The sequence below is a fragment of the Pseudomonas sp. A0308 genome (assembly GCF_044218815.1).
GTDB classification, from domain to species: domain Bacteria; phylum Pseudomonadota; class Gammaproteobacteria; order Pseudomonadales; family Pseudomonadaceae; genus Aquipseudomonas; species Aquipseudomonas iridis.
This window is the reverse complement of record NZ_CP162581.1, coordinates 792,500-812,987: the sequence shown is the minus strand read 5'-3', so window position 1 is coordinate 812,987 and position 20,488 is coordinate 792,500. Positions and strand designations below refer to the sequence as shown.

The 20,488-nt window shown below is 60.1% G+C and carries 17 protein-coding genes and 1 pseudogene; 10 read left to right on the top strand and 8 right to left on the bottom strand.

The features are described 5' to 3' along the window. Positions 1-82: 82 nt before the first annotated feature. Positions 83-796, bottom strand: a complete 714-nt coding sequence (locus AB4P92_RS03730; RefSeq protein WP_115146840.1) for a murein L,D-transpeptidase catalytic domain family protein — start codon at positions 794-796, stop codon at positions 83-85. Positions 797-946: 150 nt separating this feature from the next. Here AB4P92_RS03730 and AB4P92_RS03725 point away from each other — a divergent pair, with 150 nt between their 5' ends. Further along, positions 947-2,563, top strand: a complete 1,617-nt coding sequence (locus tag AB4P92_RS03725; RefSeq protein ID WP_395598905.1) for a murein L,D-transpeptidase — start codon at positions 947-949, stop codon at positions 2,561-2,563. Between the two features lie 3 nt (positions 2,564-2,566). Here the strand turns inward: AB4P92_RS03725 and AB4P92_RS03720 are convergent, their stop codons facing one another. The 3 genes from AB4P92_RS03720 to AB4P92_RS03710 all read right to left on the bottom strand — a co-directional run bounded on the left by AB4P92_RS03720 (position 2,567) and on the right by AB4P92_RS03710 (position 5,261). After that, positions 2,567-3,082: a DoxX family protein gene (locus AB4P92_RS03720; protein WP_395598904.1), complete on the bottom strand. Its 516-nt coding sequence runs from the start codon at positions 3,080-3,082 to the stop codon at positions 2,567-2,569. A 385-nt stretch (positions 3,083-3,467) separates the two neighbouring features. Continuing rightward, the gene (locus tag AB4P92_RS03715; RefSeq protein ID WP_395598903.1) at positions 3,468-4,085 is read right to left on the bottom strand and encodes a DNA-3-methyladenine glycosylase family protein; all 618 of its coding nucleotides are present in this window, start codon (positions 4,083-4,085) and stop codon (positions 3,468-3,470) included. A 93-nt stretch (positions 4,086-4,178) separates the two neighbouring features. Next, complete coding sequence (locus AB4P92_RS03710) at positions 4,179-5,261, bottom strand: bifunctional transcriptional activator/DNA repair enzyme AdaA (protein WP_047300738.1); 1,083 nt, start codon at positions 5,259-5,261, stop codon at positions 4,179-4,181. A 180-nt stretch (positions 5,262-5,441) separates the two neighbouring features. Between AB4P92_RS03710 and AB4P92_RS03705 the strand changes: the two genes are divergently transcribed. The 4 genes from AB4P92_RS03705 (at position 5,442) to AB4P92_RS03690 (ending at position 9,732) form a co-directional block, all read left to right on the top strand. Next, positions 5,442-5,855, top strand: a complete 414-nt coding sequence (locus AB4P92_RS03705; RefSeq protein ID WP_042558783.1) for a VOC family protein — start codon at positions 5,442-5,444, stop codon at positions 5,853-5,855. 232 nt (positions 5,856-6,087) lie between these two features. After that, positions 6,088-6,702 (top strand): biliverdin-producing heme oxygenase, encoded by a 615-nt coding sequence (locus AB4P92_RS03700; RefSeq protein WP_395598902.1) that lies wholly within the window; start codon positions 6,088-6,090, stop codon positions 6,700-6,702. After that, positions 6,699-8,936 carry an ATP-binding protein gene (locus AB4P92_RS03695; protein ID WP_047300739.1) on the top strand — a complete coding sequence of 746 codons (2,238 nt, stop codon included), beginning with the start codon at positions 6,699-6,701 and terminating at the stop codon, positions 8,934-8,936. The genes AB4P92_RS03700 and AB4P92_RS03695 overlap by 4 nt, the downstream gene beginning before the upstream one ends. A 208-nt stretch (positions 8,937-9,144) precedes the next feature. Beyond that, positions 9,145-9,732: a LysE family translocator gene (locus AB4P92_RS03690; RefSeq protein WP_395598901.1), complete on the top strand. Its 588-nt coding sequence runs from the start codon at positions 9,145-9,147 to the stop codon at positions 9,730-9,732. A gap of 98 nt (positions 9,733-9,830) precedes the next feature. Here the strand turns inward: AB4P92_RS03690 and AB4P92_RS03685 are convergent, their stop codons facing one another. Together AB4P92_RS03685 and AB4P92_RS03680 are read right to left on the bottom strand one after the other, a co-directional pair. Further along, positions 9,831-10,664, bottom strand: coding sequence for a helix-turn-helix domain-containing protein (locus AB4P92_RS03685; protein WP_395599653.1), 834 nt, complete (start codon positions 10,662-10,664; stop codon positions 9,831-9,833). A 70-nt stretch (positions 10,665-10,734) separates the two neighbouring features. Then, positions 10,735-10,872 (bottom strand): annotated as a pseudogene (locus tag AB4P92_RS03680) (VOC family protein); the annotation flags it as partial. A gap of 117 nt (positions 10,873-10,989) precedes the next feature. On the opposite strand from AB4P92_RS03680, the gene AB4P92_RS03675 reads away from it, so the two are divergent. After that, the gene (locus tag AB4P92_RS03675; protein WP_261736859.1) at positions 10,990-11,382 is read left to right on the top strand and encodes a GFA family protein; all 393 of its coding nucleotides are present in this window, start codon (positions 10,990-10,992) and stop codon (positions 11,380-11,382) included. A gap of 409 nt (positions 11,383-11,791) precedes the next feature. On the opposite strand, the gene AB4P92_RS03670 is transcribed toward AB4P92_RS03675, so the two are convergent. Further along, on the bottom strand, positions 11,792-12,622 hold the full coding sequence (locus AB4P92_RS03670; RefSeq protein ID WP_261736860.1) for an alpha/beta fold hydrolase: 831 nt from the start codon (positions 12,620-12,622) through the stop codon (positions 11,792-11,794). 260 nt (positions 12,623-12,882) lie between these two features. On the opposite strand from AB4P92_RS03670, the gene AB4P92_RS03665 reads away from it, so the two are divergent. The 4 genes from AB4P92_RS03665 (at position 12,883) to AB4P92_RS03650 (ending at position 17,132) form a co-directional block, all read left to right on the top strand. Further along, entirely contained in the window at positions 12,883-13,338 is a 456-nt protein-coding gene (locus AB4P92_RS03665) for a (2Fe-2S)-binding protein (protein WP_007965305.1), read from the top strand. Between the two features lie 20 nt (positions 13,339-13,358). Then, the gene (locus AB4P92_RS03660; RefSeq protein ID WP_395598900.1) at positions 13,359-15,521 is read left to right on the top strand and encodes a molybdopterin cofactor-binding domain-containing protein; all 2,163 of its coding nucleotides are present in this window, start codon (positions 13,359-13,361) and stop codon (positions 15,519-15,521) included. 1 nt (position 15,522) lies between these two features. Next, positions 15,523-16,101, top strand: coding sequence for a hypothetical protein (locus AB4P92_RS03655; protein ID WP_042558790.1), 579 nt, complete (start codon positions 15,523-15,525; stop codon positions 16,099-16,101). Between the two features lie 62 nt (positions 16,102-16,163). Then, positions 16,164-17,132, top strand: a complete 969-nt coding sequence (locus tag AB4P92_RS03650) for a diguanylate cyclase (RefSeq protein ID WP_042558791.1) — start codon at positions 16,164-16,166, stop codon at positions 17,130-17,132. A gap of 109 nt (positions 17,133-17,241) precedes the next feature. On the opposite strand, the gene AB4P92_RS03645 is transcribed toward AB4P92_RS03650, so the two are convergent. After that, complete coding sequence (locus tag AB4P92_RS03645; protein WP_395598899.1) at positions 17,242-20,385, bottom strand: hypothetical protein; 3,144 nt, start codon at positions 20,383-20,385, stop codon at positions 17,242-17,244. Positions 20,386-20,488: the final 103 nt, after the last annotated feature.

Genomic DNA, 20,488 nt, shown 5'->3' with positions numbered 1-20,488 from the left:
ATCTTAAAAAAGCAGAGTCAAAAGATCGTCCGATCGCGGCCCGAGCCTTCGGCAGCTCCTACACGGGGATTGCGGTGATTCGTTAGCTGGCGTGGGTACTGATGATGCTCGCCACCTGCTGCGGCTGGCAGTTGAGATACGGCGACTTCTTCAACCAGCGCTGATCCGGGTACCACGAGAACATGAACTGGCCGTTCTTCAGTTTGTCGATCACCTGTTTCGCAATCTGTGGGCGGACGGCCGGGCAACCCTGGCTGCGACCGATGCGGCCCTGACGCTTGCTCCACAACGGATTCACGTAATCGGCGGCGTGAATGACGATAGCGCGATCACGCGCCAGATCATTGAAGCCGGGTTCCAGACCATCCATGCGCAGCGAGTAACCATGAGTGCCGCTGTAGCTTTCCTGGGTGCGGAACAAGCCGAGGCTGGATTGAAAGCTGCCTTCGACATTGGAAAACTGGGTGGCGAAATTTTCCCCGGAGTTGGAACCGTGGGCGACCAGATCGCGCAGCACCAGTTTTTTCCGGTTGAGGTCAAAGATCCACAGTCGGCGTTCGGTGGACGGTTGCGAATAGTCGATGATCGCCAGGTGGCGGGACGGCTTGGCTCCGCTGTTGACCGCACATTGCATGGCGCTCAAGGCACCTTTCAGCGCCTGGGGATTGAGTTCTGGCGCGGCGTGCGCGAGGCTGGTGAAGAGAACCGGCGATGGTTTGCCGGCGGCGAAAGCTGGACTGCTCACGGCGACAAGGGTCGCGGTGGTCAGCAGAAGTCGGCGCAAATACGTCAACATTTATAAAGTGTCCTCAACTTGCTACTTATTTGGCACTTTGGCTCCTGACGTCCAGTCGTAACCTGCAAGCCCGAAGTTCGAGCCTGACTGTTCAGCGCACCTGATGTAAGGTGGCCATCATCAAGTTGGCCATGGATTGGAGTAAAGCAGTTGTTCAAAAAGTACGCATCCTACTTGAGCATTTGTTTGCTCGCAGCGCCGTTTGTCGCTTGTGCCGATGAATCACTGCCGCCATTGCAGACGCTGCCGACACCTCCTGCCGAAATGCCGGTCGAGTTGCAAAGTCCATTGCATGCCGTATTGATCGGTCTGCCACAGACCTGCCCGGCGCTCGCAAAGCAGCTCAGCGGCCCGTCGTTGCAACAGCTGCAAGCCTTCTATCAGCAACAGGACTGGATGCCGGTCTGGACCAGCGAGTCGGGACGATTGCAGGCTTTGCAGACGCAACTGCCGCTGTTGGCCGACGATGGGCTCAGCCCGCAACGCTATCCGGTCGCGTTGGCCGCGCCGCAGGATGGCGAGTTGTGCGCCGATATCGATATCAGCCGCTATTACCTGCAAGCCCTGCAGGATCTGCATTACGGCCGTCTGCTGCAATCACACTTCGAGCCGTTGTGGCATGCCGATGACACACAGCGTGACCGTCAGGCCGAACTGCTGGCGATAGCCGTGCCGGGTATGCATGACATTCCGGCGGCGTTCGACCTGGCCCGTCCGCACTTGGCGCAATATCAGAAATTGCGCCAGCTCTACGCTGCGCAACGGCTCACAGCCTTGCCGAAATGGCAGTCGGTGGGCAGCGGGCCGCTGTTGCGCCCCTCCATGGAAGACAAACGCGTGCCGGAACTGGCCCAGCGCTTGTACAGCGAAGGCTATCTGAGCCACGCGGTCGGCACTACCGACATTGTTTACGAAGGCGCGTTGGTGGACGCGGTGAAAAGCTTCCAGGCCAATCATTCGTTGCAGGCTGACGGTGTGGTCGGGCCGGGGACGATTGCCGAACTCAACATCAGCCCGCTGACCCGCCGTGAGCAACTGCGGGTCAACCTTGAGCGTTTCCGTTGGCTGGCCCAGGACATGGAGCCCGATGGTTTGCTGGTCAACGTCGCAGCGGCGGAACTGACCTTGTATAAGGGCGGGGAACCGGTGTGGCAGACGCGCACCCAGGTCGGCCGTGCCGAGCGCCAGACCCCGCTGCTCAAATCCCGCGTCACGCGCCTGACGCTGAACCCGACCTGGACCGTGCCGCCAACCATCTGGAAGGAAGACAAACTGCCGGAGATCCGCAAGGACCAGACCTTCCTCAGTCGGCATAATCTGCAAGTGCTGGATGCCAACGGTCAGCCGTTGGCGGCCGCAGACATCGACTGGGACCACCCCGGCAACATCCTTTTGCGCCAGGACGCGGGGCCACGTAATCCGTTGGGACAGATGGTCATTCGCTTCCCCAATCCGTTTTCGGTGTACCTGCATGACACGCCGAGCAAGGCACTGTTCGACAAAGGGCCGCGGGCGTTCAGCTCAGGCTGCGTCAGGGTCGAGCACCCGATGCAACTGCGCGATCTGCTGCTCAGCCCTGCGGAAAGGGCGCGCACCGACACCTTGCTCGCCACCGGCGCCACCCATGAGTTTCGCTTGTCGGCGCCGGTGCCGATCCTGATGACCTACTGGACGGCGCAGGTCGACAGCGCCGGTCATGTGCGTTATTCGCCAGACATCTACAGCCGTGACAGTGCCTTGTTGGTGGCCCTGGATCGCGCGCATTGAGCTTCAGCGGTCGCGGCGATTCCACAACACCCGCGCCAGCCACGCATCGATGCTCAACTTGCCGGCGCCGGCGAACACCAGCGGCACCAAAGCTGCCAGGTAAATCACCGGCAGCTTAAAGTTGCCGAAGCCCTTGTTGGTGATCGCGTAACCTTGGGCCAGTTCGCTCAATGACGACCAGTCGGCAGGCCAGTGCACGGCGGCGGTGGCGACGACGGTCACCACGATCAGCGAAATGGCCGAGATTCGCGTGCCGAAACCGATAAGGATCGCCAAGGCGCAGATCAGCTCGGCCCACATCGACAGTTCCCAGTTCAGTGTCGCCGGCAGGTGATCGAAGGGAAACGGGAATTTGTCCTGAATGTCTTCAAACCAGTTCTGCCCGTTGAACTTCTCGAGCCCCGACTCGAAAAATTCCCAGGCGATAAACACGCGCAGGGTCAGCGGCGCCAGCCAGGCACCGGCGCGGTCAAGGTTCAGGTGCAAGCCTTTGACGGCGCTCGAAAGGGTGGTGGTCATGGGGAATCTCCGGTGGATCGGGTGAGTGGGATCGACCGGGTGATTTGAGCGTTGGGGTGTATCGTTGGTGTGTCGCCACTGTGCGAATTTGTGCATTGGATGTGTCTGCCGCCTGGCGGTACACAGTGCGATACAGTCCACCGCATTCCTCTGTAGGAGCTGCCGAAGGCTGCGATCTTTTGATTTGGTTTTTTTAAAGACAAAATCAAAAGATCGCAGCCTTCGGCAGCTCCTACATTGGGATAGTGTCTGGTCTTGGAACATGTGCGGAACGTGTAGAGGCCATCGCTGGCAAGCCAGCTCCCACAGAGTCTAGCGGCGAACACAAGTTTTCCATCCGACACAAAACCTGTGGGAGCTTGCCAGCGATGAACGATGATGCGGTCTACGGCTTGGCCACCCGCCACAAATACCACGCCGCCACCGTCCGATACGGACTCCAGCCCAAACCAATCTCAACCATCTGTTTTCGCGTCGGCTGCACCTCCAACCCCTTCAACCGCCGATACCCCTCGCGCACGCCAAAATCATCCGCCGGCAAGATGTCCATCCGCTCAAGGCTGTAAATCAACAACATCTCCACTGTCCAGCGCCCGACCCCGCGTAGGCCGACCAACCGCTCGATCAGCGCTTCATCATCCAACGCCAACGCCGTGGCGTAATCCGGCACCACGCCATCCAGCGTCGCCTGGGCAATCCCCTGAATCGTCGCAATCTTGCCCGCCGAAAACCCACAGCTGCGCAGTTGATCAAACCCGGTGGCGAGGATTTGCTCCGGTCGCGGAAACGATTGCCCGGGAAACAACCCGACCAACCGACCGACAATCGCATCTCCAGCCTTGGCATGCAGTTGCTGATAGGCAATCGCCCGCACCAGCGATTCGTACGGGTCGCGCGCCGGATGCGGTTGATGCAGGCAAGGGCCGACAGCGGCGATGTGTCGTTGCCAGTCGGCATCGAGGGCGGCGAGGAATGAGCTGGCCGCTTTATAAGCGTCAGTCACGCTGACAGCCCGGGCGGTTGATTGCCCTGGCGAAATCAATCCGAGTGTCGCATGCGTCCATCGAAATCCCTTTTTATGAGTCGATTCAAGTCGTCAGAAAGCCAGTTGTTGTGTGAGCTGAACGGCGGCGTTTTCCAGCCTCAACAGGAACGCCTTGCGCGGCTGACCTCCACCATAGCCGGTGAGCGAGCCGTCCGCGCCGATCACCCGATGGCAAGGCACCACAATCGAGAGGCGATTTTGACCGTTGGCCAGGCCCACCGCGCGACTGGCGCCGGGTTTGCCCAGGCTGGCGGCAACGGCGCCGTAGGTGCTGGTTTGGCCGTAGGGGATTTGCTGCAGGGCCGACCAGACTTGCCGGGCGAACTCGCTGCCGGGCAGGTGCAAGGCGACGGTAAACGCGGTCAAGCGGCCGGCGAAATACTGTACCAGCTCATGCTCGATCTGCTGCAAATGCGCGTTATGCCCCGGTGCGACCACGTAGCCATAGCGGTTCTGCAACTCCTCGACTTCCCGGGTCAATGCCGGCCGGTCGAGAAACTCGAGCAACACCAGACCGCGTTGCTCAGCCATGGCAATCATCGGCCCCAGCGGCGTGGTCAGTCGGGTAAACAACAGCGGTTCACTGTGGGCGGTGCGGCCCGGGGTGATGTGGAATGATTTCTGGAAGGCGTCGCGAAACCCGCTGAGCGATTCATACCCGGAATCGAACGCTGCGTGGTCGATCGAGGTGCCTTGCTTGATCCCGCCCAGCGCCATGCCCAGGCGCCGGGTACGCAGCCAGGCATGAAATGTCATGCCGAAATGCTGCTTGAACCAGCGCCGCAGCTTCAGCGGCTCAATGCCTTCGGCGAGCAATTGCGCATCGCTCCAGCGCAGCTCGGGGTCAGCGTCGACGGCCGCGAGCAAACGCTGTATCCAGTCCGGCGCAATGGCCGCAGCGTCCAGCGGTTTGCAGCGCAAGCAAGCGCGGTAACCGGCGCTCATGCATTCATCGGCATGGGCGAAGAACTCGACGTTTTCCGGTTTCGGTTTGCGTGCGGTGCAACTGGGACGGCAGAAGATCCCGGTGGTTTTTACGGCCGTGAAGAACACGCCTTCATAGGCAGTGTCGCGTTCGAGCATGGCGCGAACCATCTCGGCGTGGGGCGGCAGGGCAGCGGTTTGTATGTTCATGGGGTGAGAGTAAAACCAGATTCTCGATGGCTCCACCGAAAAATCGACAATGAATTCCGGCTAACGCTGAACTATTGTAGGGGCTGCCGCAGGCTGCGATCTTTTGATGTTGATCCTGAACAAACAAGATCAAAAGATCGCAGCCTGCGGCAGCTCCTACAGTTTGTTGAGGTCTGCCCAATGCATCCGTTTGTAATTCAGCACATTGATCACATCGTCCTGCGCGTCGCCGACTTGCAACGCAGCATCGATTTCTACGGCCAGGTGTTCGGCGCCGAAGTGGTCAAATTCAACGAACCGCTGGGGCTGGTGCATTTGCGCGCCGGTACGTCGATGATCGATCTCGTTGACCTTGCGGGCGACATCGGCCGCCAGGGTGGTGGAGCGGCGGGTGCGGAGGGGCGCAACGTCGATCACTTCTGTCTGCGAATCGAGCCATTCGATGAAGCGGCGCTGATCGAGCACTTGCGGGCACACGGCCTCAGCGTGGAAAAAGCCGCCACCCGCTTCGGTGCCGAGGGCAACGGCTTGTCGCTGTACTGTTTCGACCCGGATGGCAATCAGGTCGAACTCAAAGGTCCGTCGCAGACTTAAGCACGCTTCGCAGGCCCATACAATCAGGCAATGCTGTCGCAGTACAGCAACCCCAGGCGCATCAAATCGGGTCGAACTTTTCGCGTCAGAGGGAACTCTGAAATGTCCGAGGGCCGTGGTTTCGTCTGAAAAAACGATCTGCGCGGTCAGAAATGTCGTTTGACGTGTAAAATTTCACGCGACGTTTTTACACCCCGAATGGCCCCAGGCGGCCTCACCAAGAGCGACATACATGCAAGCAAAGGCCCGTGAGGTTTATGTGCCACCGGTGCTGCAAGATTTGCGGGCCGGCACTGCCGACCTGCACATCGCACTGGAAAAACGCCTTCCTTTTTTCTCCGATACGCTCGATTTACCTGCTTTCAAGCGCTTGATAGCGGCCTATTACGGCTTCTATTTCCCGCTGGAAAACGCATTGCAGCGCAGTGGTTCAGTCCCCGACGATTTCGACCTGACGCCACGCCTCAAAACCCATACATTGCGCGGCGATCTGCAAGCGTTGGGGTTAGCGCCCGCTTCGCTGGAAAACCTGCCGATCTGCGATCAGTTGCCCGTGATTGATTCGAGCGCTGCGTGCCTGGGTGTGCTGTACGTGCTCGAAGGCGCAACCCTCGGCGGACAGATCCTGCGTCGAGAAATCTCCGCACGGTTGGGCCTTGAAGCAGACAACGGCGCTGCCTTCCTCGATGTCTACGGCGCTGCCACCGGCCGTCGCTGGCGCGATTTCATCGAATACCTGGGCAATCGCCCGATGGACGCTGATGAGCGCAATGCGGTCGTGCTGGCCGCGCAAACCACATTCAGTTGCTTCGAGCGCTGGCTCGAATGCCAGGAGGTATTGGCATGAATCCGCAAGACAAGAAAGACTTTGAAGAACTGCTGGCCAACTGTGCTGACGAGCCGATCCGCTTCCCCGGCGCAATCCAGCCTCACGGTTTACTGCTGACGTTGAGCGAACCGGCGCTTGAGATCATTCAGATCAGCGCCAACGTCGAAACCTTGCTGGGCCGTGCGCCAGAGGCGTTGATTGGCCAGCCATTGGTGGATTTGCTGGGTGAAGTGCACACAGCACAGGTGCGTGAGGCGTTGCAGCAAGCGGCGTTCTTCGACGCGCCGCGGTTGTACCTCCACCTCAATGGCACCGCGTTCGAGGGGTTGCTGCATCGACATCAGGGCGTATTGATTCTTGAGCTGGAGATTCACGTCGAAAACTTCCAGCCGCGCAATGTTGCCGGCAGCCAGACAAATCTGGGGCGCATGCTCCAGCGTCTGCAAGCGGCCACGACGCTGCAGGCGCTGTACGACATCAGCGTCAAGGAAATCCAGGCGATCACCGGGTATGACCGGGTGCTGATCTATCGTTTCGAAGAAGAGGGACACGGCCAGGTCATCGCCGAAGCGTCCGATCCGTCGATGGAAGTCTTCAACGGACTGTTCTTCCCGGCCTCGGATATTCCCGAGCAGGCGCGGGAGCTGTACCGGACAAATTGGCTGCGGATCATCCCCAACGCCGACTATCAACCGGTGCCACTTGTACCGAAGTTGCGTCCGGATACGCAGACGCCGCTGGATTTGAGTTTTGCGACGCTGCGCAGCGTGTCGCCGATTCACTGCCAGTACATGAAGAACATGGGCGTGCTGTCGTCGATGAGCATTTCCCTGCTCAAGGGTGACAAGCTCTGGGGGCTGATCAGTTGCGGCAACCGTCAGCCACTGCATGTACCGCATGAATTGCGCACCGCTTGCCAGACCATCGGCCAGGTGCTGTCGCTGCAGATCAGCGCGATGGAGGCGCTGGAGGTCAGTCGCCAGCGTGAAGAGAAGGTCGAAGCGCTGGCGCTGCTCAATCAGGCCATGATCGATTCGCCGCAAAATGTCTTCGACGGCTTGGCCAATCAGCCACAGGTTCTGATGGCGCTGGCCGATGCCGGCGGTGTCGCAATCATTGAAGACAAGCAATTGCATCGTTACGGCAACTGCCCTGAACCGGAAGACATCCGCGCCCTGCACAAATGGTTGCAGGAAAGCGCCGAGCCGGTGTTCGCCAGTCACCATCTGGCCAGCGTTTATCCACCCGCCGCGCAGTATCCCCACGTGGCCAGCGGCGTACTTGCCATGAGCCTGCCAAAACCGGTGGACAACGGCGTGCTGTGGTTCCGGGCGGAAGTGAAAGAAAACATCAACTGGAGTGGCGATCCGCGCAAGCCGCTGGATCTGGAAAATTCTGATTCGGGCATGCGCCTGCGTCCGCGCACCTCGTTTGAAATCTGGAAGGTCGAGATGGCCGGTATTTCCGCCAAGTGGAGCCATGGCGACCTGTTTGCGGCCAACGATTTGCGCCGGTCGGCGCTGGAAAACGATCTGGCCCGTCAGGTACGACGCGAGCAGGAAGCCGTGCGTGCCCGCGATGAACTGGTGGCGGTGGTCTCCCACGACCTGCGCAATCCAATGACCGTCATTTCGATGCTCTGCGGCATGATGCAGAAAGCGTTCAGCTCCGACGGCCCGCACACCTCGCGGCGAATCTCGACGGCCATCGACACCATGCAGCAGGCGGCCGGGCGTATGAATACGCTGCTGGAAGACTTGCTCGATACATCCAAGATCGACGCCGGGCGATACAGCATCACGCCGCAGAAACTCGACGTCAGCCAGATGTTCGAAGAGGCGCAAGCCTTGCTCGCGCCGCTGGCATTGGACAAAGACATCAGCATTTCCTTCGCGGCTGATCCGGATCTGCGCATCCATGCCGACCCGGAGCGGCTGTTTCAGGTGTTGTCGAATCTGGTGGGCAACGCCATCAAATTCACACCGCGCCTGGGTTCGGTTGGCGTGCACGCGAAATCAGTCGGCAATGAAATCGTCTTCATCGTGCGCGACAGCGGCGAAGGCATTCCCAAGGAACACCTGCCTCACGTGTTCGACCGTTACTGGACGGTGAAAGAAGGTAATCCGACTGGCACCGGCCTGGGTTTGTACATCAGCCAAGGCATCGTCGAAGCGCATGGCGGCCAGATCTTCGCCGACAGTGAGCCGGGGCAGGGCAGCGAATTCCGTTTCACCGTGCCGCGCCTCGACTGATCCAATTGCCTGCACTTCGCCCCTGTAGGAGCTGCCGCAGGCTGCGATCTTTTGATCTTGATTTTAAAAAACAAAGTCAAAAGATCGCAGCCTGCGGCAGCTCCTACAGGGGTTAGTCGTTTCAGTGTCAGGGTGATTTTCTTCAATACCGGTGACCAGTCGCTGGTTACCGTGAGCACCTTGTTCCTCGTTTTGAAGCAGGTGTGCGATGAGTCTTGTTCTTTCGATGGCGGCGTTTGCTCTGGCAGCGTCCATTACCCCCGGCCCGGTCAACATCGTGGCGCTGAGCTCCGGTGCGCAGTTCGGCTTTCGCGCCAGCCAGCGACATGTCGCCGGGGCGACGTTGGGGTTTGTGCTGTTGCTGGTGCTGATGGGATTGGGCCTGCACGAAATCCTCAAGCTCTGGCCATTCATGACCCGCGTGGTGCAACTGGCCGGGGTGGCGTTTCTGCTATTCATGGCCTGGAAGCTCGCGACCGATGACGGGCAACTGAATGCCGGCGACTCGGGGCGTGCCCCATCCATGCTCTATGGCGCCGTCATGCAATGGCTCAATCCGAAGGCCTGGCTGGCTTGCGTCGCCGGCATGGGCGCGTTTGTTGCTGATGGCGAGGCACGGTTGGTTTGGCAGTTTGCGGCGGTGTATCTGGTGATCTGCTATGTGTCGGTGGGCTGCTGGGTCTATGCCGGGACGTTTTTGCGCGAATGGTTGGGCAATCCGGCGGGGATGCGTTTGTTCAATCGGCTGATGGCGGGGTTGTTGGTCGTGAGTGCGGTTTATCTGTTGCTACCGTAGTTGCTTGAAGATCAAAAGATCGCAGCCTCCGGCAGCTCCTACACCGATCCTTGTAGGAGCTGCCGGAGGCTGCGATCTTTTGATTCTGAACGACCCGGTCAGCCGCGATACTGGCCGGGCGTCGCTGCCAGATGCTGTTTGAATGCCCGTTGAAAATGCGCCTGATCGGCAAACCCCGCCTCCAGCGCCACATCGGCAATCAACTGTCCGCTGCGTAATCGCTCGCGAGCGAACTGGATGCGTTGGTTGACCAGAAAAGCATGCGGCGTCATGCCGAAATGTTGCTTGAAGGCGCGGATCAGGTAGGACGGTGACAGCTGCGCCGCGCGGCAAATGTCATCCAGGCTCAGCAGATCGGTGCAGTGTTCACGGATGTAGTCGGCGGCACGTTCGAGCTTGAAATTCGGCTCGCGCACCGGCTGTTGCGCCGGGTTCAGGCGCAATTGCAAATCGGTGAAAAACTCCACCGCTGCGCTCTGTTTGCGCAGGGCATCCTGCTGGGGGGCGACGAGGATTTCATACAAATCGTTGAGGTCGTCGAACAGGCTGGCATCGTTGACATGGGTGGTCGCAAACCGGCGAAACTCAAGCTCCACACCGAAACCCAATTGATGTTGCAGATCGGTCAGCCAAGGTGTCTCGACATACAGCATCAGGTACGACCACGGCTGATCATCAATCGGATTACACGCGTGCACATCGCCAGGATTCATCAGCACCACAGTGCCGGCGGCGACCTCGAACTGTGCTTGCTCATGCACATACGTGCTGTGCCCGGCAGTGATCGCACCAATGGAAAAATGCGCGTGGGAATGCCGCGCGTAACACACCTCGCGACCATCGGCGATGGCCCGCGCCTCAATGAACGGCAGGGCCTCATCACGCCAGAAGCGCGGGGCTTTTTCAGGGTTTTTGGCGGCAGCGTGTTTCATCATCGTCCTTCCCGGCAGGCCAGCGCCCGAGTGTATTAGCTCTGGCCGGCAAAGGCTCGTTGCAGTCTGTAGTCAGACTGGTAATTTTCGCGTGATCGAAAATCGAGCAGTAGAACCTCGCGGCGGCTTCAGCCTGATTGTCGAACCACAGGCACGGTGTGAGTTTTTGAAAGCGTTGCCTGGCAGTCGTCCTCGGCAGGTAAGACATGCTGGATTAACAGCGTAGTCAGTCCTTCGTCGATTAGTGGTGCCGTAGATCGATTTAAACTGGTGTGCGGGAATTTGTTTACGCACGGTACACATGGGTGAACAGAGGAGATCCACCATGGACCGATTCACGGGTGGCTGCCTGTGCGGCGACATTCGCTTCGAAGCCTCGGGGCAACCCTACCGCGTGGGACTTTGCCATTGTCTCGACTGCCGCAAACGCCATGGCGCGTTGTTTCACGCCTCGGCGATTTTTCCTGCGAGCGCAGTGACGGTTACTGGCGAAACGCATGACTACAATGGGCGGTTTTTTTGCCCACGCTGTGGTTCTCCCGTGTTTACGCGTTCGGCTGATGAAGTTGAGGTGAACGTGGGATCGCTCGATCAGCCTGATCAATTCAAACCCACTTATGAGCTCTGGACGATTCGGCGTGAGTCCTGGCTGCCGGCGCTTCCTGTTGCTCACCATTACGAACGGGATCGCGAGGGTCGTGGGCGTTCCGAGGACTAGTGCGTGACGGGGCCGCAGGACAAGATCAAGAGCGGTGTGCACCGTCGGCACGTTTTTAAACAGCCAAAAGCAGACCCTCTCCCAAAGGGAAAGGTAACTGACCGAGGTGTTGGCGAGAAGTACACCGACGTGGGATATCGAGTCGAACTCAAGTGTTGAAAAGCCCAGATATCGGCTCCCTCTCCCTCGGGAGAGGGCTGGGGTGAGGGGCGAGTACATCACGAGCCCCAAAGCCGACCGCCTGCGCTTCTCACCACTCAAGTTGCCATATTTCACTGTATGCACTCAGAACCTGTGGGAGCGAGCCTGCTCGCGAAAGCGGTGGGTCAGTCAGCTTGATATTCACTGACAGACCGCTTTCGCGAGCAAGCTCGCTTCTACAGGGCCAAGTCTCTGACTCCAGGAATGATCACCCGCGAATAAACGCCAACAAATCCGCATTAATCGTCGCCGCCTCCGTCGTCGGCATCCCGTGCGGGAACCCCGGATACGACTTCAACGTGCCATTTGGCAGCAATTTCGCCGACAAAGGCGCCGAGTTCTCATAGGGAACAATCTGGTCATCTTCGCCATGCATCACCAGCACCGGCACCGTCACGCGCTTTAGATCGTCAGTGAAATCGGTCTGCGAGAACGCCACGATGCCGTCGTAATGCGCCTTCGCGCTGCCAATCATGCCCTGGCGCCACCAGTTGGCGATAACACCTTCCTGCGCCTCGGCACCCGGTCGGTTATAGCCGTAGAACGGACCGCTCGGTACATCTCGATAGAACTGCGCACGATTGGCCGCAAGTTGCGCCTGCAAGTCATCGAACACCGATTTCGGCAAACCACCCGGGTTGCTTTCGGTCTTGACCATCAGCGGTGGCACCGCGCTGATGATCGCGGCTTTGAGGACTTTGTCCTGGCCATGGCGGGCGATGTAGTGGATGACTTCACCGCCGCCGGTGGAGTGGCCGACGTGCACGGCTTTTTTCACGCCCAGATGGTTGACCACGGCCAGGACATCGTCGGCGTAGTGATCCATGTCGTGACCGTCCCAGACCTGGCTCGAACGTCCGTGGCCACGGCGATCATGGGCAATCACCCGAAAGCCTTGCCCCAGAAAGAACAGCATCTGTGCATCCCAGTCGTCGGAGCTGAGCGGCCAGCCATGGTGAAAGTGGATGACCGGGGCGTCCTTCGGTCCCCAGTCCTTGTAGAAAATTTCGACGCCATCTTGGGTGGTGACAAATCCCATGTTCGCTACTCCTGAAACATATGGAGGGCAATCCGCGAGATGTTCGCGAATCGGTTCGCTGGTACGAGTGTTCCTCTGGCGGCGCAGTGCGAGCCGTTATCAACTGTAGGATTAAAGTCGACATGTGCATGACCGGTGGTCGCCACGTCTGGCTTGAGGCGCAAATTAGGCTTTGCTGAAAGGGATAAGCCGAGGCGCGCGCAGGCTTTACAGCCGCAGTGACGTCCCTTCAGAACACCGTGAGTCTGAGGAAAACCCCGATGCTGACTTTGAATATCAATGGCAAGGATCAGGAGCTCGACGTCCCTGCGGACATGCCGTTGCTCTGGGTCCTGCGCGATGTCGCGCACCTGACCGGCACCAAATTCGGTTGCGGCATGGCGCAGTGCGGCGCGTGCACCGTGCATGTCGATGGCGCGCCGTTGCGTGCCTGTATCACCCCGGCCACGGCCGTCGCCCATGGGCAGAAAATCCTCACCATCGAAGGTTTGTCCACGGATGGCTCGCACCCTGTGCAGCAGGCCTGGGCCGAACTCGATGTGGTGCAGTGCGGTTATTGCCAGTCCGGGCAGATCATGTCGGCCGCTGCCTTGCTGGCGAAAATCCCCAAACCTACCGACAGCGATATCGATCAGGCGCTCTCCGGCAACATCTGCCGCTGCGGCACTTACCCAAGAATTCGTGCAGCGGTCAAACGTGCGGCCGAGATCGGTTGAACCTGACGGGGAGATAAACGATGAACAGTCCCGTATCGCGTCGGGGTTTTCTCAAAGGCAGTGCCCTGTTGGGCAGCGGTCTGGTGGTGGCGTTTGCCGTGCCTGGCGGCCACCGGTTTGCCATGGCGGCGGAGGGTGAGGGCAAAGTCTTTGCGCCGAATGCCTTTCTGCGCATCGGCGCCGACAACAGCGTCACCGTACTGCTCGGGCATTCGGAAATGGGCCAGGGCATCTGGACCGGCCTGACCATGCTGATCGCCGAAGAACTGGACGCTGACTGGTCGACCATCCGCGTCGAACATTCGCCCGCGTCGGCGGCGGATTACGGCATGCCCGCTTTTGGCGGCATGCAGATTACTGGCGGCTCGACGTCAACCTGGATGGAGTTCGACCGCTATCGGTTGGCCGGTGCAACGGCCCGGCAGATGCTGGTCGAAGCGGCGGCCAAGCGCTTTGACGTCGCGCCTTCGACGATTCGCACCGAATCGGGTGTAGTGATTGCTGGCGATAAACGTGCAACCTACGGCGAACTGGCGGACGCCGCCGGGCAACTGCCGGTACCGGATCCGAAATCCATCACGTTCAAGGAGGCCAAGGACTGGAAAGTCATCGGCAAACCGACCAAACGCCTCGATACCCCGGAGAAAATCACCGGCCGCGCCAAGTTCGGCATGGACGTGCAATTCGAGGGTTTGATGACCGCCATGGTCGTCCGTGCGCCGGCTTTCGGGGCGACGGTCAAGTCTTTCGAAGGCGCTCAAGCATTGGCGATCCCGGGCGTACATAAAGTGCTGCAGGTGCCGAGTGGCGTCGCGGTAATTGCGGAGCATTACTGGGCGGCGAAACTGGGCCGCGATGCGCTGAAAGTCGATTGGGACCTGGGGCCTCACGCGGATCTGAGCAGCGAAAAACTACTGGAAAGCTTTCGCAAACTGGCCACCACACCGGGCACATCAGCCAGTCAGGCCGGTGATGCCAAGGGCAACTTCAGCAAAGCGGCGAAGAAGATCGACGTCGAGTACAGCGTGCCTTACCTGGCGCATGCGCCGATGGAACCGTTGAACTGTACGGTGAAAATCAGCGAGCAGAAATGTGAAATCTGGACGGGCACGCAGTTTCAGACGCTCGACCAAATGGTTGCCGGAAAAATCACCGGGTTGAAGCCCGAGCAGGTGGAAATCCACACGGAATTCCTCGGCGGCGGGTTTGGCCGCCGGGCCAATCCGACTTCGGATTTTGTCGCTGAAGCCGTGCAAGTGGCGAAAGCGGCGGGTCTGCCGGTGAAAACCGTGTGGTCGCGGGAGGATGATATCCGCGGCGGTTATTACCGCTCGATGTTCCTGCATCAGGCGCGAATCGGCCTCGGCGCGGATGGGCTGCCCCTGAGCTGGCAGCATGTGCTGGTCGGCCAGTCGATCATGACTGGCACGTTGCTGGAAGCGACCATGGTCAAGAACGGCATCGACCCGACGTCCGTCGAAGGTGTCAGCGACAGTCCGTACGTCAAAGATCTGGCCCATCATCAGGTCGATCTGCATTCACCGCAGACCGGAATCAACGTGCTGTGGCTGCGTTCGGTGGGGCATAGCCACACGGCGTTTGTCATGGAATCGCTGATCGACGAAATGGCCACGGCGGCGGGCAAGGACCCGGTCGAATACCGGCGAACATTGCTCAAGGAGCATCCGCGTCATCTCGGCGTGCTCAATCTGGCGGTTGAGAAGGCCAACTGGACAGCGCCGCTGCCGGAGGGCCATGCCCTGGGTGTCGCGGTGCACGAATCGTTTGGCAGTTATGTGGCGCAGGTCGCGCAGGTGTCCCAGGACAATCTGGCGATTCGCGTGCATCGGGTGGTGTGCGCGGTGGACTGTGGGATTGCGGTCAACCCGCAGAGCATCGCGGCGCAGATGGAATCGTGCATCACCTTCGGTCTGGGCATGGCGCTGCACAGCAAGCTCACGCTCAAGGACGGTGCTGTCGTGCAGTCCAACTATCACGATTATCAGGTGCTGCGGCTTAACGAAATGCCGGTGGTCGAGGTGCACATCGTACCCAGCAGCGACAAACCTGGCGGCATCGGCGAGGCCGGTGTGCCGCCGACCGCACCGGCGGTGGCCAACGCGGTGTACGCCCTGACCGGGCAACGCCTGCGCGAACTGCCGCTGCAACTGTCGGGGGTATGAGATGAAACGACATCTGGTCTTGGGAACGATGGTGTTGGTCGGTCTGGGCGGCTACGCCGCGGATTTGTTCGCCGACGAGCAGGAGGCCTTGAAAGCCTTCGCCACGGTGCAGAAAGTCTTTCAGAGTCCGCGCTGCCAGAACTGCCACATTCCCGGTGATTCGCCGCTGCAATTCGACGCCGGCATTCCTCATGCGATGAGCGTGGTGCGCGGTATGGACGGCAAGGGCGCCGCCGGCTTGCCTTGTGCCACTTGTCATGCTGAAAATAATCCGCCGGCCAGTTACGGCCCCCATGCCCCTCCGGGGGCGCCGCACTGGAGCCTGCCGCCAGCGGCGCACAAAATGGCCTGGATCGGCCTGCCTCCGGACAAGCTGTGCGCGATGATCAAAGACCGTTCGAGCAATGGCGACCGCGATTTCGCCGCGCTGATCAAACATGTCAGCGAGGACAAACTGGTGCTTTGGGGCTGGAATCCCGGCACCGGCCGCGCGCCAGTGCCGGTGCCGCACGACATATTCGTGAACCAGTTCAAGCTCTGGGCCGATGCTGGGGGGCCATGTCCTGTAGTGGGTGGTTGATGGGGTGAGGCCGAGGAGAATTAGCGCTACTCTTAGGAACATTGATGCCAATGGAGTGTGTGATGCTGGTTCCCCGAAAACCTGCCAACGAAGAGGCGCGCATTCAGGCGCTGCATGGCCTCAATCTTCTGGATTCGGCCCCCGAAGAGCGTTTCGACCGACTCACGCGGCTGGCCAAACGCCTGTTCAATGTGCCCATTGCATTGGTGACGCTGGTGGACAAGGACCGTCAGTGGTTTAAATCCTGTGTCGGGCTCGATGCTACCGAGACGTCGAGGGACATTTCCTTCTGCGGCCACGCGATTCTCAAGGATGATCTCCTGCTGGTGCGCGATGCCCGCGAGGATGAGCGCTTCCATGACAATCCGTTGGTGACCGGCGAGCCGAACATTCGTTTCTACGCCGGCTACCCGCTGACCGTGCCCACTGGCAACAAACTTGGGACGTTGTGCCTGATCGACACCAAGCCCCGTGATCTCGACGAAGAGGAGCGTGCACTGCTACGTGATCTGGCCGAAATGGCCGAGCAAGAGCTGACGGCGGTGCAGATGGCGAGCATGGACGAGCTGACGCTGCTGTCCAATCGTCGCGGCTTCAAGCAACTGGCTCAGCATGCGCTGGACGCTTGCGCGCGGTTGCACCGGCCGGCGACGCTGCTGTTTTTCGACCTCAACGACTTCAAACAGATTAACGACCTTTACGGTCACGCCGAGGGTGACAGTGCGCTCAAGACTTTCGCCGACGTCCTGCGTATCGCCTTTCGTGAGAGCGATGTGGTCGGACGCCTGGGCGGCGATGAATTCGTCGCACTGCTGACCGGCTCCAGCCACATCGAGACCACAGCGGTCATGGCACGCCTCAAGGAAATTCTCGAAGAACGCAACGCCACGCTCCACCGTGGTTACGCCATCCGCTTCAGCGTCGGCCAGATCGAATACGACGCACAGCGCCACGACAACGTCGACCGCCTGCTGGCCGACGCGGACGCGGCGATGTACGCGCACAAACAGGCGTTGAAGCGTATCCAGTAAGGACCTGAAGCGCAGTGCCCGCGCCCACACTGGCGGCGGCATGCCTGAACTCCAGCAAACCGCTCAAAACATAATGGCGCCGGTGACGTTCGGCGCGTTGTCATCGTTCTTACGCACTCAAGGATTGATAGAACGCCAACCAGGCCGCATGGCAGGTCTCGGCATCTTTCAGGTCGAGGGTAGCCCCGGCACGCTCCAGGGCTGATGCTTCGCGCTCCTTGAACATGTGATCGACTGCGGCCTGGGCGATGGCGTTGATTGCGGGTGAGGCGTAGGTGTCGGGAATCGCGGCCGACTGCCGCGTGAACGGCGCCCCCGGTACGTCGAGACGCTCAATGATGCCCTGACAGATCGCCTGCTCACGAGGACGCGTGCCGCGCCGGTAGGCCTCGTCATCGAATGGCAGCTCGCGCTGAGCGGCTGACATCAACAGTGAGGGGGGAATGTCCCTGCGCAACCGCACCTGCGAGTGGCGCACGAAAATTTCGAAAATCCGCGAGTTAAAACCCTCGAGCAACGCGATGATGGCGAACGACCCCGCACCGGCAGGCTGCTGCGGCTCTGCTACCGGGTGCAGCGCAAACAGTTGCAGCGTACCGTCTTCGATATCGAGCCTTTGCTGCAACGGCAGCTCGCAGAACGCTTCCTTGATCAGCGCGACGTAGGCGTTTTTCAAACGCGTCAGGCGGCTGGCCAGTGCAGACTGAAATTGCCCCGATACCTTTCTAAGTCGGGAAAACTGTGGCGCCATCGTTTGCAGATTCAACGCTGTCAGCGTCGAGCGCCAGTGCGTCATGTCGGGCTTCAACCTGTCGGCCATGTGCAGCTCGACGAGGGAGTAAAAAGGCGCCTGGTTGTGCGCATTGGCGCTGGCGTCGCTCGCGACCAGAACCCTGTCTTCCAGGTGCAGGTGATGGCGGAAGACAGTCTGCAGATCGGCCAGTGCCACGGTGTAAGGCGTGGCGAACCCTGAGTCGAAAGCTTCCTGGCGCAGCCGGTCCAACGCTTGCGTGTGCGCGCTGAACCGGGCGGCAGCCTGTCCCAGCGTTGCTGCGTCATAGGTGTTGCCGGCAAGCTCGGGATCACGCTGGATCAGGCCTCGGGCGATGGCCCAGTCGGCGACCAGCGCAGCGCTCGCGTACTTGCTCTCGTACGTCTGTGCAGTCAGCGCGATCGGGATTCTGGCCAGGGTCATCAGTTGGTCGAACGACATCAGTCGGCTCAGGCCTGACTTGAGGTGCTCGACATGCAGCACCGTCTGTTTCAGTTTGACCCAGTCAATGGAGCTGATGTACGTGACGGAGTCCGGGATGCCGCGAATCAGAAACTCCGGCGCAATGCCCGACAACAGCAAGTGGGTGGCCAGGGTTTTGTTTGTGATCGCGGCCAGACCGGATTGATGCTCGATGAAGCGACGCACCTCGCTCAGACTTTCACCCCAGAAAAAGCGGTCGTTCAACGGTTGGCCCACGACCCGGTCGAGCTGCTCGCCGACGTTCGCGTCAAGACTGAGGATCAGCGCCGCCAGTATCAGACGTTCGCGGTTGACGGCAATCAATGCCTTCTCTTTGTACGCCTGCTTGAACGCACTCAACAATTGGTTGCCCAGCGCATGCGAACGGGGCGTGATGAGGATCTGGCTGATCCGGTAATCCGCTTTGGCCAGCAGTGTTGCGCGGGGCAGGTCGGTGTCGACGCCTTCGCTCAGGTAGTCGATCAGCGGTGCGCTGTCAGGGGGGACGAATGCCTGGGTGGTGTCGATGATCAGTTGGCGTTGCTCCACGGTAAATCGCTCGGCGTTTTTGCCGGGGTGGCCTAACAGGTACCAGTGATCCATGTAAGAGGGATGCAGGGCCAGCAGATTTTTTTCCCACTGCGCGATGCGTCGCGCCGATTCGACGTTGTCGGGCAGATTCATTTCATAGAAACGCATCATTTGCCTAAGGCTGACCTTGCCGTTGCTGCGCATGGCGCCACCGGCCTCGGCCGCCAGTGATTTAAGCCGCTCGAGCATGGCATTCAGCTCCCTGTTCTTTTTCACCTTTGCCGTCAGGTTGACCCAACTGTCGTTCCTGCCTGGCGTCCCCACGTGGCCCCTTTCGCTTACCAACAATGGGCTGTTCGCCCGCAGGTTTTCGCGCCTGAGAATCGCTTGAAACGCAGCATTGGCCCTGAACGCCGCCAAGGTCACCTTGTCAGCAGCCACCCGGTACCCCAATGAAGAAACCGGCATCGGTTGGCTCTGTTCCGTCAGATCAATTGGCGCCGTGGCGTCTTTGTTACGGCTCAACGCCTCCAGCCGCCGAATGATGTGCTGGCAGTTCTCGACGTCGCCGAAAGCCTGTTGGTAACGCAGGATGGGCAGCGTGGTCTGCACATACTCACTGACGTAGGGCAGGGGCGGCCAGGTCTGCTGGCGCAAACGCGAGACCAGTGTGCGGGCTTGCTGGTTGCTTTGCGGCAATGGGTAGCCGTACCGGCTCAATACGTGGTCGAGGTCGATGGCCAAAGCGGCGTTGGACAGCAGCGAGCCTGACGTGAGGGTAATCGGCAGGCCGGCAATGCTCGCACGGTCAAACGGCCGCTGCCGTTGCTCGTCGTCCGCAAGGGCCTGTTCGAGTGTCGTCGCAATGTCGCGAAGATCCTGGAGCTGAGTGCTGCGCTCTACGACCAGCGCGGACGTCGTGTGGCCGTCGGCGTTGATGCGTGCGAGGCCGCTGTGTTTCAGCTCATTGATCAATGCGCGAGCCTGCTGCACGTTTTGCGGTTCCGGATAACCGTAAAACGCCAGCACCACGCGGCGCGGAAAGCGATGCAGCGGGTTGGCGGACTTGCCGCCGACATACGGCAGGCCGAATCCGGCCGTATCGATGCGCTGGGAGATCGACCACAGGATCGGTGCCATTTGCCACCAGCCGGAGTCGTCCTCCAGGGTGAATGTGTGCAGGGTGCGCGTGCCGTTCGGGGCAGTCAGGACCTGTAACGTGTCGTCCTTGAGATTGAGGGTGTCGAGGTCGATGTGGAACCGGCTGGCCCAGTCGAGAAACTCCGGGCGCTCCAGTGCGGACCAATAAAGCTCTGTCCACTCATGCAGCAGGCACTCGCGCGGAATTTCCAGGGTGCGCAGCGGGGCGCCGGGGCTGGCGACCGGCACGGCGGTCAATTCATCGATGAGGCATCGGATCAGCGCCTGTTCGCGCCGGTCGCGTTGCGGTTGCGGTTGCGGTTGCGGTTGCAGTTCGGTCTCGTCCATCAGTGTTCTCCTGTAGGCGGTTGAAAACCGCTGAGCGTCGATTGTCGAACGACGAGGAGAACCTCCGGTGGTACATAGTTATCGCTCGTGCGCGAGTTTTGCG